12 protein-coding genes are annotated in these 13,234 nt (G+C 60.6%); 9 read left to right on the top strand and 3 right to left on the bottom strand.

Annotation, left to right across the window (positions count from 1 at the left end; all coding sequences use genetic code 11):
* Window positions 1–71: 71 nt before the first annotated feature.
* Window positions 72–1,037 carry an isopenicillin N synthase family dioxygenase gene (locus tag BK658_RS06360; protein ID WP_123581568.1) on the bottom strand — a complete coding sequence of 322 codons (966 nt, stop codon included), beginning with the start codon at window positions 1,035–1,037 and terminating at the stop codon, window positions 72–74.
* A 417-nt stretch (window positions 1,038–1,454) separates the two neighbouring features.
* Between BK658_RS06360 and hutH the strand changes: the two genes are divergently transcribed.
* The 9 genes from hutH (at window position 1,455) to hutC (ending at window position 10,799) form a co-directional block, all read left to right on the top strand.
* The gene (gene hutH / locus BK658_RS06355; protein ID WP_123581567.1) at window positions 1,455–2,984 is read left to right on the top strand and encodes a histidine ammonia-lyase; all 1,530 of its coding nucleotides are present in this window, start codon (window positions 1,455–1,457) and stop codon (window positions 2,982–2,984) included.
* 61 nt (window positions 2,985–3,045) lie between these two features.
* The gene (locus BK658_RS06350) at window positions 3,046–4,242 is read left to right on the top strand and encodes an alpha-hydroxy acid oxidase (protein ID WP_123581566.1); all 1,197 of its coding nucleotides are present in this window, start codon (window positions 3,046–3,048) and stop codon (window positions 4,240–4,242) included.
* A gap of 4 nt (window positions 4,243–4,246) precedes the next feature.
* Window positions 4,247–5,623 carry an FAD-binding oxidoreductase gene (locus tag BK658_RS06345; RefSeq protein ID WP_123581565.1) on the top strand — a complete coding sequence of 459 codons (1,377 nt, stop codon included), beginning with the start codon at window positions 4,247–4,249 and terminating at the stop codon, window positions 5,621–5,623.
* Window positions 5,624–5,748: 125 nt separating this feature from the next.
* Window positions 5,749–6,585: a transporter substrate-binding domain-containing protein gene (locus BK658_RS06340; RefSeq protein ID WP_123581564.1), complete on the top strand. Its 837-nt coding sequence runs from the start codon at window positions 5,749–5,751 to the stop codon at window positions 6,583–6,585.
* 75 nt (window positions 6,586–6,660) lie between these two features.
* A complete protein-coding gene (locus BK658_RS06335; protein ID WP_123581563.1) occupies window positions 6,661–7,320 on the top strand; it encodes an amino acid ABC transporter permease in 660 nt (219 codons plus the stop codon).
* The gene (locus tag BK658_RS06330; RefSeq protein WP_123581562.1) at window positions 7,317–7,988 is read left to right on the top strand and encodes an amino acid ABC transporter permease; all 672 of its coding nucleotides are present in this window, start codon (window positions 7,317–7,319) and stop codon (window positions 7,986–7,988) included. Before BK658_RS06335 ends, BK658_RS06330 begins: the two co-directional genes overlap by 4 nt.
* Before the next feature lie 140 nt (window positions 7,989–8,128).
* Window positions 8,129–8,929, top strand: a complete 801-nt coding sequence (locus BK658_RS06325; protein ID WP_185019792.1) for an amino acid ABC transporter ATP-binding protein — start codon at window positions 8,129–8,131, stop codon at window positions 8,927–8,929.
* Window positions 8,926–10,062: a histidinol-phosphate transaminase gene (hisC, locus tag BK658_RS06320; protein WP_123581560.1), complete on the top strand. Its 1,137-nt coding sequence runs from the start codon at window positions 8,926–8,928 to the stop codon at window positions 10,060–10,062. Before BK658_RS06325 ends, hisC begins: the two co-directional genes overlap by 4 nt.
* Complete coding sequence (gene hutC / locus BK658_RS06315) at window positions 10,062–10,799, top strand: histidine utilization repressor (RefSeq protein WP_123581559.1); 738 nt, start codon at window positions 10,062–10,064, stop codon at window positions 10,797–10,799. The genes hisC and hutC overlap by 1 nt, the downstream gene beginning before the upstream one ends.
* A gap of 34 nt (window positions 10,800–10,833) precedes the next feature.
* Here hutC and BK658_RS06310 read toward each other — a convergent pair whose 3' ends face one another.
* Both BK658_RS06310 and BK658_RS06305 read right to left on the bottom strand, forming a co-directional pair.
* A complete protein-coding gene (locus BK658_RS06310; RefSeq protein WP_123581558.1) occupies window positions 10,834–11,190 on the bottom strand; it encodes a carboxymuconolactone decarboxylase family protein in 357 nt (118 codons plus the stop codon).
* A 42-nt stretch (window positions 11,191–11,232) separates the two neighbouring features.
* Window positions 11,233–13,221: a thioredoxin domain-containing protein gene (locus BK658_RS06305; protein ID WP_123581557.1), complete on the bottom strand. Its 1,989-nt coding sequence runs from the start codon at window positions 13,219–13,221 to the stop codon at window positions 11,233–11,235.
* Window positions 13,222–13,234: the final 13 nt, after the last annotated feature.

The following is a 13,234-nucleotide window of genomic DNA, read 5'->3' as shown; positions in this document are numbered from 1 at the left end:
GGCGGTGCATGCGCCCTGCTCCAGCCTGTTCACTTGGGTGGCCCGTCAAGCCAGATACTCCAATGGCCCGGTCACTGGTTCTTTTTGCGGTAGGCCATCGAATCGTCGATACGTTTAAGAATGTAGTCGCCCGCAGCCACAGGCGGGTACAGGCTGAGTGCCGGGTCGATACCAAGATCGCAGGGATCGACTCTGGCGCTATAAGTCGGGTCGTAGAATGTCGCGATGGAGTAGCGCTCGTGGCCTGAAGAATTGATCACCCGGTGCAGGGTCGAACGAAAACGATCGTTGGACCAATGCGCCAACAGGTCTCCGACGTTCACTACAAGACTGCCGGGAATTGGCGTGGCCTCGATCCAGCGATTGGAGCCCAGCTCGCGCACCTGCAAGCCACCGCTGTTGTCTTGATAGAGCAAGGTAATGCAGCCGTAGTCGGTGTGCGGGGCCACACCGAACTGGTCGGCCTCGGCCTGCGGTGGTTGTGATGGGTAATAAACCATCTGCGTACGCTGCAGCGGCTTGGTGTATTTATCCGTGAAAAAATCCTCTTCGATCCCCAACCCCGCCGCGACCGCCTTCAACAGGTCCGCCCCAGCCTTGCCGATTTCAGCATAGTACTCAGTCAATGCGTCTCGCAGTTGCGGCATGAATGCCGGCCACTGATTCGGTCCTCGCAACGCCTCACCGGCGAGGACGCAAGGATCATCCTCCGCCAGCTCCAGGCCCATGCTGAAGAACTCCTTGTGATCGGGCTTGGTCGCTTCATACATGGTCGCCCCACCCAACGCATGCCAGCCTCGATGACGCTTGTTCACTGCCACCTGACGTTTGACCTCGGTCGGATAGGCAAAGAACTGACCGGCAGCCGACATGGCTTTGTCGATCACCGTTTGCGGCACGCCGTGATTGATGATGTAGAAGAAACCGGTTTCGCTACAGGCTTTGCGAATGGCGTCACCGGCTCGACGAATACTCGCCTGATCACCTTCGCGGACACCGGACATATCGATCAAGGGCAGATTGGCGCTAGAGGTCATGTTCACTCCTGGGTGCATCGTGCATGCAATGATGGGATGAAGGGTTCTGCCGGCTAATGACTAACCGGTATATACAGGAAAAAGCATTTATTGTGCCGCCCGACCAGGCACTCACCGACACGTCTCGGGCTAAAGCGAATTTAATTGTTTGATCACCGAAATAAACCGCTGACACCCCGTTACCTTCCAGTTTCCATTCGCCCCAGCTGGGTGCAGAGAGCCCCCGCTTGGTGCAACCTTTGGTTACAGCGCTGAAAAAACAGGCGTCCTCGATTGTCTCTTCACTTTGGGTAAACAAGGTCTGGAATGCTGGTTGGCGAGCGGATTCGGAATTATGGCCTGCATTTTGCTCTACCTGTATATACAGGATCATATAGCTAGCCTATTCCCCATCACCCTGACCTCAGGACGCTTTCCATGCACACATCGCTGCAGCTCAAACCCGGTCAACTCACCCTCGATCAATTGCGCGCCATTTACCAGTTGCAAAGCCCTTTCGAGCTGGACCCGGCCGCACTCGACGTGGTCAATGCCAGTACCCGTACGGTAGACGACATTATTTCCAACCAGCGCACGGTGTATGGCATCAACACCGGTTTCGGCCTGCTGGCACGGACGTCCATTCCCACCGAATCGCTGGCCAAGCTGCAGCGCAACCTGCTGTTGTCGCACTGCACCGGCACCGGCCCGTTACTGGATGACGCCAGTGTCGGCCTGATCATGGCACTCAAGGTCGGCTCCCTTGCCCGTGGTTTTTCCGGGATTCGCTGGGAAGTCATTCAGGCCCTGAGCAAGCTCTATGCCGCCAGGGTTTACCCCTGCATCCCGTCGCAAGGGTCGGTTGGCGCTTCGGGCGATCTGGCGCCGTTGGCGCATATGTCGGCCGTGTTGATCGGTGTTGGCCGGGTGCGTCATGAAGGGCGTGAAATGGATGCCGTCGAAGGCCTGGCGATTGCCGGCCTGGAACCGATGGTACTGGGCCCGAAGGAAGGCCTGGCGCTGATCAATGGCACTCAGGTTTCAACCGCGCTGGCCTTGCGTGGTCTGTTTGCCTGCGAAAAACTGTTCAGCGCTGCGGTCGTCGCCGGCAGCCTGAGCGTTGAAGCATTGAAAGGCTCGGACGTGCCGTTTGACCCACGAATCCAGGCCGTTCGCGGACAACCGGGGCAAATCGACGTGGCGGCGCTCTACCGTGAACTGCTGGCCACCAGCGAGATTCGCGAATCCCATCGCGATTGCGACCGGGTGCAGGACCCTTACTCGCTGCGCTGCCAGCCACAGGTCATGGGCGCCTGCCTTGACCACATGCGATTCGCTGCCGGGGTGTTTCTGCGTGAAGCCAACGCCGTCTCGGATAACCCGCTGGTGTTCTGCGCCGACGGCGACGTGCTCTCCGGCGGCAACTTCCACGCCGAACCGGTCGCCATGGCGGCCGACGTACTGGCCCTGGCCATTTCGGAAATCGGTGCACTGTCAGAGCGCAGAATCGCCCAACTGGTCGACCCGGCACTGTCGGGCCTGCCGGCGTTTCTGGTGCGTGAAGGCGGCCTGAATTCCGGTTTCATGATTGCTCAGGTCACCGCAGCTGCCCTCGCCTCGGAAAACAAGACCCTCGCGCATCCAGCGTCGGTGGATAGCCTGCCGACGTCGGCCAACCAGGAAGACCACGTCTCGATGGCGACCTTTGCGGCACGTCGTTTGCTGGACATGGCCGGCAACAGCAGCGCGGTCGTCGCCATCGAACTGCTGGGCGCCGCTCAAGGCGTGGATTTGCATGCACCGTTGCAGACGTCGAAAAAGCTCGGCGAAGTGCTGACGATGATTCGCCGCGAAGTCGCGCATTACGACGAAGACCGCTATTTCGCTCCCGACATCGCTGCTGCACGGGCCTGGGTCGAAAACGCAGCGTTCACTCGCTGGTTGCCCGCCGAACGTCTGTACGCCTGATCTGCACTTAACCCGTTCGCTGCGGCGAACGGCTACTCTTTCGTAGTCGATGGGAAATGCCATGCGTCGTTATTATTCAGGCCCCGATTATCGTCGAGCACAGAGCATTGCCGAGTTGGCGGCGATGGCCCGTCAACGCTTGCCGCATTTCGCCTGGGAATACCTGGAGGGCGGTGCCGAAGAAGAGCTGACCTTGCGCCGCAACCGTCAGGGCTTTGCCGAGATCGCCCTGCTGCCACAGACCCTGGTGCCCTGCAGCACGACGCAACTCCAGCGCTCGCTGTTGGGTCGAGAGCTGCCGCTGCCCATCGCCATCGGTCCCACCGGCTACAACGCCATGCTCTATCGCGACGCCGATATTCACCTGGCCCGCGCCGCAACGGAGCGCGGCCTGCCCTTCACCTTAAGTACGGTTTCTACCAGTTCACTGGAGCAAGTGGTGGCGGCAGTGCCTGAAGTGAATCTCTGGTTCCAGCTGTATTGCCTGCATGATCCCAAGGTCCAGGAAGACCTGCTGCAACGCGCCGCCGCCGTGGGTTGCAAAACCCTTTTGCTGACCAGCGACGCCGTGCTGCTGGGCAACCGGGAATGGGATAAACGCAACTTTGTCCGGCCCCGCCAACTGAGCCTGCGCAACAAGTTTGACGTGCTCAATCATCCACGCTGGATGGCCCAGGCGCTGTGGCCCCATGGCCTTCCAAACCTGGGCAACATCGAACGGTACCTGCCACCTGAGCAACGCAACATCGAAGGTGCTGCGCATTTCATCGGCTCGCAAATGGACACCGGGCTCGATTGGGATGCCCTCGCCCGCCTGCGCGACCGCTGGCCACAACGGTTGTTACTCAAAGGGGTGTTGCATCCGACAGATGCCGAGAAAGCCGTTGCACTGGGTCTCGATGGGGTGGTGGTGAGCAACCACGGCGGCCGGCAACTGGACGGCGTCCCGGCGAGCATCGACTGCCTGCCGGCAATTGCCGCCGTGGCCAAAGGCAAGCTCACGCTGCTGCTCGACAGCGGTATCCGCCGTGGCACTGACGTCCTCAAAGCCTGCGCCCTCGGTGCCGATGCAGTTTTGCTCGGGCGCGCTACCTTGTATGGAGTGGCTGTCGGCGGGCAAGCAGGCGCCGGCCATGCCCTCGACCTGCTCGCCCAAGAGTTGCGCCTGGCCCTGTCGTTACTCGGCACACCAGACCTGAACCAGCTCGATCGTCGCCAGCTGTGCGCGACGCCCTCCACATCTTTCACCGTGAGTTGAACCGATGAGCGATTTGCAACTGACCCTCGAACAATTGCGCCTGGCGCTGGGCGATGCCGCAGTACTAACGGGCGCCGATATCAGTCAACGGCACTACAGCGACTGGACTGGCCATGCACCGGCCTGCCCTGCCGCGCTGTTGCTGCCGCGTACGACGGAGCAGGTCGCAAGCGCCTTGCGCATCTGCAATGACGCACGACAATCGGTGGTCCCCCAAGGTGGGATGACCGGACTGGCGGGCGGCGCAGTGCCCCGTGAGACGGACATTGCGCTGTCCCTTGAGCGCCTGCGCGGCATCGAAGAAATCGACCCGGCGGCAGCGACCATCAGCGTCTGGGCCGGCACGACCCTTGAGGAAATCCAGCACGCGGTTGTCGATGCGGGCTTTGTATTCCCGCTGGACCTCGGCGCCCGTGGCTCGTGCCAGATTGGCGGCAACATCGCGACCAATGCCGGCGGCAATGCCGTGATCCGCTACGGCATGACCCGAGATCTGGTACTCGGCCTGGAGGTGGTCCTGGCCGATGGCCGGATCCTCAACCTGCTCAACAAGATGATCAAGAACAACTGCGGTTATGACCTGAAACAGTGCTTCATCGGCAGCGAAGGCACGCTCGGGGTGATCACCCGTGCGGTATTGAAACTGGCACCGACACCGGGTGAAACCACCACCCTGCTCTGCGCACTGCCCGACTACGTCAGTGCCGTCAGCCTGCTGCGGCGGGTACAACGCAGTGTCGGTACGCCGCAGGCGTATGAGCTGATGTGGCAAGACTTCTTCCGCCTGGGCGTTTCCTGGCTGGAAAACCCGACCGCACCACTATCGCTCGATTACCCGCTCTATGTACTGCTCGAATGCGCCAGCCCTCGGGATCTGCTTGAACAGACGCTGGAACAGGCCTTCACCGCCGGTGAAGTGGTTGACGCAGTCCTCGCCAGCTCCCAGACCCAGGCCCGGGCGCTCTGGAAAATCCGCGAAGCGACCGGCGAATTTCCCTTGCGCATGACCCCGTTGAACTTCGACGTCAGCCTGCCCATCGGCCTGATCGGCGACTTCGCCGAACGCTGCCGCGAGCGTCTGGAGCAACGCTGGCCGGGCAACCACAGTGTGTACTTCGGCCACATTGGCGACAGCAACCTGCACCTGACCGTCGACTGTGCGTCCCTGCCTCAACCCGCACCCATCCTTGAAGTCGAGGAGCTGGTCTACAGCGCGGTCGGCGAACTGGGCGGCTCGGTCTCGGCCGAACATGGCATCGGACTGCTCAAGCGCGAATTTCTCCATCACTCGGTCAGCCTTGAAGCTCGCCAGGCGATGCAGCAACTGAAGGATTGCTTCGACCCCAAAGGCATTCTCAACCCGGGGAAAATCTTCGGCTGAGGTCAATTTCAGGCTGTATATACCGCTGTGGCACGTTAACTGCTGTAGCGGTCATGAATCACCCGCAACACATAACTAGAACCAACACACATAAGCCTCGCTGCACCTGATGAAGGAGTTACACCATGCAACTCGATTCTCTGTTCAGTAAAAAATTCAACGGTCTGTGCATCGCCCTGGCCCTGGCGGGCGCCTGTATGGCGGCCCAGGCCGACCAGCTCGCCGATGTGAAAAAGGCCGGTGAGCTGGTGGTCGGTACCGAGCTGCAATTTGCACCTTTCGACTTTACCGAGAACGGTAAACAGAAAGGCCTGAACGCCGAGCTGTTCGAGCAACTGGGCAAAGAGTTGGGGGTCAAGGTCAGGTTCATGGACTTGCCATGGCCAAGCGTGTTGCCGGGCCTTGAAGCGAAGAAATTCGACATGGTCGCAGGCCCGATCATCGTCACCAAGGCGCGCAAGGAGCGCTACCACTTCGTGCTGCCAGTCGCCGAAGCGACCGTGGCGTTGCTGGTCAGCGCCAAGGACAGCCCGATCAATAAACCTGAAGACATCGCTGGCAAAGCCGTGGGCGCAGGCAAGGGTTCGGCGCAGCTCGAAGAGCTGAAAACCTTCTCCTCCACCCTACCGAAGAAAGTCGATGTCCGTGAATACATCGACAACAACCAGGCTTACGCAGAGCTTGGGACCAAGCGCATCGTTGCCGTCGCCAACTCGCTGCCAAACATCTCCTACGTCGCCGCGCAGCATCCGGACAAGTACAAGGTGGTGTTGCCTCCATTCGGCAAAAAATCCTACTTCGCTTACCTGGGGCGCAAGGATGACGACGCCAACAGCCTGATCGCCGCTCTCGATACCGCGATGCTGAAAATGCACGATGACGGTCGTCTCGCCGCCCTGCAAAAGAAATGGCTGGGTGCCGAAATGGACGTGCCAAAAGCTGACTTCGAGCCGACCTGGTAAACCAGCTTTACGGGTTCGATGAACGGATCGCCGGCTCAGCCGAGCCGGTGATTTATCCATGCTGGAGGCGCGACGATGTTCGATTGGCCTTTACTGTTGCAGAACCTGCCGCTGCTGTTGAACAGCCTGCTGGTGACCCTCGAGATTTCCGTCTCGGCGCTGGCCATCGGCTTTGTCATCGGCGTTATCGTCGGCAGTTTGCGTCTTTCGCCCTTGCCGTTGTTCAGGCGTTTGGGCGGTGCTTATATTTTCGTGTTCCGCGGTATTCCGCTGCTGGTGCAATTGCTGTTCATCTATTACTTCCTGCCGCGTATCGGCCTGCCCAACGTTTCACCCATGGCGGCGGCGGTGATCGGTCTGTCTTTGGCGGCGGGTGCGTATATCGCTGAAATCATGCGCGGTGGTTTTCTTGCCATCCCGGGTGGTCAGCTGGAAGCCGCCGGCCTGCTGGGTCTGAGTTCAGGGCAAATGCTGGTGCGCATCCGCGTCCCGCAAGCCGTGCGCCTGACGCTACCGGCACTGGTCAATGAAATGATCCTGCTGATCAAGGCCTCGTCGCTGGTGTCGGTGGTAGGTCTCGCCGACCTGACCCGTACAGCGCAGAACATTGCAGCCAGCGACTACCTGTTCGTTCAGGACTACCTGATGCTTGCCGGCTTCTATTGCCTGATCAACATTCCGCTGGCGTTTTTGGGTGGACAGCTGGAACGTCATCTGAAGGAGCGCACCGCATGATCTTTGACCCCACGATCATCACCGGCCACCTTGGCGACATCGGCGAAGGCTTTTTGGTCACCCTCGGCACCTGGTCCAGCGGTGTACTGCTGGGGCTGCTGTTGGGCATGGTGATTGCCGTCGCCCAACTGTTCGGCAACAACCTGGTTCGCGCGCCGTTGCGGGTATTCATCGAGATGATTCGAAGTACGCCGTTTCTGGTCCAGCTGTTCCTGGTGTACTACGGCGGCCCGTCTTTCGGTCTGAGCCTGGACCCCATACCGGCCGGCATTCTCGGGTTGGGCATTTATGGCAGCGTGTATTTCGCTGAAATTTTCCGGACCGGTTTCGAGTCCGTAGCCCGCGGGCAACTGGAAGCCGCCGACTGCCTGGGCATCAGCCGCCTGCAATGCATCACACGCATCCAGATCCCGCAAATGCTGGTGATCATCCTGCCAGCGCTGGTCAACCTGGTGACCATCCTGTGCAAGGAAACCGCCGTGCTGTCGATCATCACCATCCCCGAACTGACCATGGTCCTCACCGGTATCGGCTCGGAAACCTTTGCCTTCGTCGAAACCCTGTTGGTGCTGTGCATCGGCTACCTGCTGCTGGTGGAAGCCTGCTCACGGCTGGGCATGCTGCTGGAAGCGCGCGTCGGGCGTTTCATGCAGAAGCAACCGCGATGAACAACCTCCTCCCTACCGCCAGGGACCTGCGCGCGAACCCTGTCCCTTCGACGCCAACAGCCCCGCAACACTCATCCGTATTGAAACAATCAGGTGAAGCGATGAAGACTTCCAAGGCACTCTCCGACAATAGCGAGCCGATGCTCAAACTGATCAACGTCGGCAAGAGCTTCGGCAACCTGCGTGTACTCAAGGGCATCGACTTGCAGGTCCGGCATTCTGAAGTGGTGTGCCTGATCGGTCCGTCTGGCTCAGGCAAAAGCACCCTGCTGCGCAGCATGGCGTTCCTCGAAGAGTACGACGAGGGCGAGATTTATATCGAAGGTCAATTGCTCGGCTGGGTGCCGGACAACGGCAAGGGCCGCAAGCGCGCGGCGCAGTCGCAAATCAACCAGGTGCGGCGCAATGTCGGCATGGTCTTCCAGCAGTTCAATCTGTGGCCACACATGACCGCCCTCGGCAATGTCAGTGAAGCCTTGTTGCGCGTGCGCAAACTGTCTGCCGATGAAGCCCGGAAACGGGCCATGGCAATGCTCGACAAGGTCGGCTTGGCCCACAAGGCCGCAGCCTATCCGGCGCAATTGTCCGGTGGCCAGCAACAGCGCGTGGCGATTGCCCGAGCGCTGGCGATGGAGCCGCACATCATGCTGTTCGATGAGCCCACGTCCGCCCTCGACCCGGAGCTGGTCGGCGAAGTGCTGCAGGTCATGAAAACCCTGGCCAAGGAAGGCATGACCATGGTGGTGGTCACTCATGAGATGGGCTTCGCCGCCCAGGTGGCCGACTCGGTGGTGTTTCTCGATCAGGGCCAGGTAGTCGCCCACGGAACCCCTCACGAGATTTTCCACAACGCCGAACAGCCGCGTTTGCAGCAATTCCTGCAGAACTACCTGGATCGCAATGCCTTCTGGCAAGACACCAAAGAGATCAGCCCAGTATGAATGCCGACGATCTGAATCTGTTAGCCCGTGCCGAAGTCCGTGACCTTGCCAGCTACAACGCCGGCCTCAGCACGGAAGCCGTGCGCAAACGCTTTGGGCTGACTCGCGTGGCCAAGCTTGGCAGCAACGAAAACCCCCTTGGCCCGGCGCCAGCCGTCGCAGCGGCAATGAATCAGGCTTGCTCGAACATCGCCTTGTATCCGGACGCCAATTGTCTGGAGCTGCGTGCCGCGCTGTCTGAAAAGCTCGGGATCCCGGGTAATCAGTTGGTGTTCGGGAATGGCTCCGAAGACTTGCTGAGCGTCATCAGTCGGGTCTTTCTCGACCATGATGATGAAGTCGTCACGGTGGTGCCGTCCTTCGGTTTGCACTTCATTTACCCGATTGCCGCCGGTGCCCGTGTTATAGGCGTCCCGATGACGGCCGACGGGACCTTTGACGTGCCGGCGATGATCGCTGCGCTCACCCCGCGAACTCGCCTGCTGATGTTCTCCTGCCCGTCCAATCCGGTCGGCTGCACCCTGGACGCCGACGAACTGCGCCAACTGCTCGCAGCACTACCGCCACAGGGCTTGCTGGTGTTCGATGAGGCGTATTACGAGTACGCCCGATTCGAAGCCGACTACCCGGACTGCCTGGGTTTGATTCAGGCCAGCGGCAAACCGTTCATTCTGTTGCGCACCTTCTCCAAAGCCTATTCCCTGGCAGGTTTGCGAATCGGCTACGGCATCGTCAGTGATCCGCTGCTGGCTGATCTGATCGACCGCCTGCGCACGCCGTTCAACGTTAACCGTATCGCCCAAGCCGCTGCGGTTACGGCACTGGCCGACGATGAACATCTGCACGCTACCCTCGCGCATGTCGCCTGCGAGCGTCGACGGCTGGAGGCGGCCTTACAGGAGATGGGCCTGACAACGGCGCCGTCGATGGCCAACTTCCTGTACTTCAGCACACCCTGGCCTGGCGAAAAAATCAATCAGGCGCTGCTGCGCGAGGGGGTGATCGTCAAACCCTGGCGCGAAGTCGAATACACTCAGTACTTGCGGGTATCCATCGGAAGCTGTGAGGATAACGACCTTTTCCTTGAAGCCCTGGCAAGAGTACTTGCCGTACAAGAGACGCGGACCGACTGATGATAAAAACTGCACCGCAAGCCCTCTATCGGCGCGCGAAGGACTTTGTGCAAAGCAAACTACGCGAAGGTGTATGGAAACCCGGCGACCTGATTCCTTCAGAGAACCGTTTGGTGCAAGAGCTGGGCATGTCGCGCATGACCGTCAACCGGGCGTTGCGCGAACTGACCGAAGAAGGTCATCTGGTGCGGATCTCGGGGGTCGGCACTTTCGTGGCCGAAAGCAAACCGCAATCGAACCTGCTGCGCATCACCAACATCGCCGACGAGATCGTCGCTCGGGGTCACAGCTATACCTGCCGCGTCCTGCACCTGGGACGCGAGGCGGCCTCGATGCCAGTGGCCGCCGCCCTGGCGCTGACCACCGGTTCCTCGGTTTTTCATCTGCTCTGCGTGCATTGCGAAGAAGGTGTACCGGTGCAACTCGAGGATCGCTACGTCAATCCCGAGTTGGTGCCGGAGTTTCTGCAGCAGGATTTTGGCGAGCACCTGCAACCCGCAAGATACCTGTTGCAGGTCATCAGGCCCGATGAAATGGAACATATCGTCGAAGCCAGCCACCCCAGCAGCGATGAAAGCAAGCACATGCAAATCGATGCCAACGAACCCTGCCTGGTCCTTATGCGGCGGACCTGGAGTCAGGGCAAGATCGTCACCTATGTGCGCCTGATCCATCCCTCCTCACGCTATCGCCTGGGCAGTCGCCTGCCAGTGAATGGAGCCCACAGGGACAGTTGAAGCCCTGATCGCACTCGTGTCATCGGAGCAATCGCTACAGGACCGTTGACTCAGGCATGGCATTGCCGCCTTTCCCGGTCACATCGTCCACCCAGCTCATGGCCGCAATGACCGTCGGGAAGCCGATCGTGCTGGTCAATGCGATCAGTGCGTGATGGATCTCCTCAGTCGTCGCCCCGACTGCCAGTGCCCGTCGGGTATGACTGTGCACTGCGCCTTCCGAGCGGATGGCCGCCGCGGCACCGAGCTGAACCAGCTGGACGGTTTTCTCGTCCAGCGGGCCGGCCTGATGCACCGCTGTCCCCAAGGCCTCCATGGCGCTGAAGTAATCAGGGTATTGATGTTTCAGGCGTTGATAGGTGAATGGGTTGTGGTCGCTCTTGTTGTCCATCGTGGTCTCCTCGCGTTGACGGTTCGATTCAGTTCCGGCACTTCACTTCAGGCAGCGCTCTACAAGCTCCTCGGCGCTGGTGACTGGCGGTTCGCACGTGTGATTTCGGCAGACATAGGCGCTGGTTTGCCCCGCGAGCGCATGCCGCCCCGCGCCGATGGGCACATCCTCGGCAAAGGCCAGGACGCGTGCCGGCAAGTAGCGGCGCTGCAGGCTCGCGACCAAGGCGCTGGCGGCGGAGCGCTCGCCGGCAATGACGATGCTGATCGGGCCACGCTGTACCCAGTCCTGCGCCGCCAGCAGATGGGCGAAACCGAAGGGATTCTGCGCGGCCGCGGCGCGGTACATCGCCAATACCTGCTCGGCGCGCTCGCGGTAAAGCTCGCGGCCGGTCAGCTCAAAGAGTCGCAGGAAAACGAACACGCAGGCCGAGGTTCCTGACGGCCAGGCACTGTCGTGCGGCGCCCTGGGCCTGTGCACCAGCAACTCGCCATCGCTGGGCGTGAAGTAGAGTCCGTCCTCCCAGAACTTGTCGAGGATCACCTCGACCAATTGCGTGGCGCGCTCGACATAGCGTTTCTCGAAGTCGCACTCGTAGAGATCGATCAACGCGTTGGCGAGGAAAGCATAGTCATCGAGAAAACCCGGAACCTTGGCCGTGCCCTCCCGCCAGGCCCGGTACAGGCCACCTTCGGGCGTCGAGAGTCGGTCCAGAATGAAATCAGCGGCGCGCCTCGCGGCGTCCAGGTGGGTTCGGATTCCTGTCGCCTGGTAAGCGGCGCAGAGCCCCTGGATCATTAATGCGTTCCAGCTGGTAAGGATGTTCTCGTCACACGCCGGACGAATACGCTGGGCACGCGCCAGCAGTAACCTGTCGCGCAGACCCTTGAGCTGCACCTCCTGCGCCGCGTCCAGTTCGACTGCGCGGTGCAACACGCTGCTGCCATGCTCGAAGTTGCCGGCGGCGGTGACGCCGTAAGCCCGCCAGGCCAGCGCGGCATCCGGCTCACCGAGCGCGGCCTGTACCTGAGCGGGTGTCCACACGTAGAACTTGCCTTCTTCACCCTCGCTGTCAGCGTCTTCACTGGCATAAAAACCGCCGTCAGGGTGGGTCATGTCACGCAGGATGTAGTCGATCGTTTCCTCGAACACGCGCCGCCAGGCAGGCTTGCCGATCTCGCGATAGGCGTCGGCATAGAGCTTCACGAGCTGGCCGTTGTCGTAGAGCATCTTTTCGAAATGAGGGACAGCCCAGCGCTCATCCACACAATAGCGAGCAAAGCCGCCGCCCAGGTGATCGTAGAGCCCGCCGGCGGCCATGCGATCAAGGGTCAGCTCTACCGAATGCAGCAAATCCGGCTCGTGCAGACGCTGATAGAGGCGCAGGACAAGATCATGGCAGGCCGGGTTGGGAAATTTCGGTGCGTTGCCCAGACCGCCGTTCACTGGGTCGGTGTTCCGGGCAAACAATCGGGCAGCGGCGGCCGGCTGATCTTGCTCCAGCGGTGTATCGCCCTCCCGTTCAGACGCCTCCAGCTTGCGGAAACCTTGAAGGAACTGCTCAACGTTCTGTTGCAACGCCGCACGGTTGTTCTGCCAGGCATCGCTCAGGCCGAGCAGGAGTTGAGTGAAGCCTGGCCGGCCATAATCGTCGTCTGGCGGGAAGTAAGTGCCGCCGAAGAACGGCTCGCGCTGCGCAGTCAAGAACACCGTTAACGGCCAACCACCGCCCTGCCCCATCATCTGCACGACTTGTTGATAGATGTCGTCGAGATCAGGCCGTTCCTGGCGGTCGACTTTGATATTGATGAAACGCTCGTTCATCAGTTGCGCGATCTGCGGGTTCTCGAACGACTCGTGGGCCATCACATGACACCAGTGGCAGGCGGCATAACCCAGCGACAGGTGGATGGGCTTGTCCTCCTCGCGCGCGCGGCGGAATGCTTCCTCGCCCCACGGATACCAATCGACGGGGTTCTCTGCGTGCTGGCGCAGATAGGGCGAAGTCTCGTTGGCGAGTCGATTGCTCATGGCTGGCTCCTTA

The sequence above is a fragment of the Pseudomonas brassicacearum genome, from assembly GCF_003732175.1.
GTDB classification, from domain to species: domain Bacteria; phylum Pseudomonadota; class Gammaproteobacteria; order Pseudomonadales; family Pseudomonadaceae; genus Aquipseudomonas; species Aquipseudomonas brassicacearum_G.
The sequence above is the reverse complement of the archived record's forward strand: the minus strand, read 5'-3'. Positions and strand labels throughout refer to the sequence as shown.

Excerpts from the sequence above, each read along its gene's own strand:
- BK658_RS06310 (WP_123581558.1), bottom strand. The coding sequence starts at position 11,190 with ATGGACAACAAGAGCGACCACAACCCATTCACCTATCAACGCCTGAAA.
- BK658_RS06330 (WP_123581562.1), top strand. The coding sequence starts at position 7,317 with ATGATCTTTGACCCCACGATCATCACCGGCCACCTTGGCGACATCGGC.
- hisC (WP_123581560.1), top strand. The coding sequence starts at position 8,926 with ATGAATGCCGACGATCTGAATCTGTTAGCCCGTGCCGAAGTCCGTGAC.
- BK658_RS06305 (WP_123581557.1), bottom strand. The coding sequence starts at position 13,221 with ATGAGCAATCGACTCGCCAACGAGACTTCGCCCTATCTGCGCCAGCAC.
- BK658_RS06350 (WP_123581566.1), top strand. The coding sequence starts at position 3,046 with ATGCGTCGTTATTATTCAGGCCCCGATTATCGTCGAGCACAGAGCATT.
- BK658_RS06340 (WP_123581564.1), top strand. The coding sequence starts at position 5,749 with ATGCAACTCGATTCTCTGTTCAGTAAAAAATTCAACGGTCTGTGCATC.
- BK658_RS06360 (WP_123581568.1), bottom strand. The coding sequence starts at position 1,037 with ATGACCTCTAGCGCCAATCTGCCCTTGATCGATATGTCCGGTGTCCGC.
- BK658_RS06345 (WP_123581565.1), top strand. The coding sequence starts at position 4,247 with ATGAGCGATTTGCAACTGACCCTCGAACAATTGCGCCTGGCGCTGGGC.
- BK658_RS06325 (WP_185019792.1), top strand. The coding sequence starts at position 8,129 with ATGCTCAAACTGATCAACGTCGGCAAGAGCTTCGGCAACCTGCGTGTA.
- hutC (WP_123581559.1), top strand. The coding sequence starts at position 10,062 with ATGATAAAAACTGCACCGCAAGCCCTCTATCGGCGCGCGAAGGACTTT.
- BK658_RS06335 (WP_123581563.1), top strand. The coding sequence starts at position 6,661 with ATGTTCGATTGGCCTTTACTGTTGCAGAACCTGCCGCTGCTGTTGAAC.
- hutH (WP_123581567.1), top strand. The coding sequence starts at position 1,455 with ATGCACACATCGCTGCAGCTCAAACCCGGTCAACTCACCCTCGATCAA.